The organism is Bradyrhizobium sp. Kon69 (genome assembly GCF_055807515.1).
Map to the genome: position 1 here is coordinate 1 of NZ_JBVVOS010000203.1, position 336 is coordinate 336.

Annotated in this window: 1 protein-coding gene; it reads left to right on the forward strand. The window is 59.8% G+C overall.

The features are described 5' to 3' along the window. The coding region (locus tag AC0L3U_RS38835) for a hypothetical protein (RefSeq protein WP_473365031.1) at positions 1–131 on the forward strand (131 nt) is incomplete at its 5' end. Positions 132–336 lie beyond the last annotated feature (205 nt).

Below are 336 nucleotides of genomic sequence, written 5' to 3' on the forward strand. Positions count from 1 at the left end.
ACGGCACCCAGAGCTCCGGTGTATTGCGTAGCGCAGCGTGGGCGCAAGGGTTTGTGGAGGTGTGGGAAGGGACGACGCTGGTGCCTGGTGATCAGGTCAATTTCATCCCGCTGAGCGACATGCTGAACTGATCCCCTGGGGGCTTGCGCGTGAATGTTCAGTGTCGGCTGCTGGACATGTGACTGACACAGCGCATTGACGGACAAGCCCGCCCGACTCTGATTGAGGCCTCAGTAATCCTCGCCTTGATCTGTCACATCCCGCTCGACCGGCCGCGCGTTCGGGTCATACCCCACCGGAAACTTGCCCTTCAATGTCCAGGCAAACGCGATGATT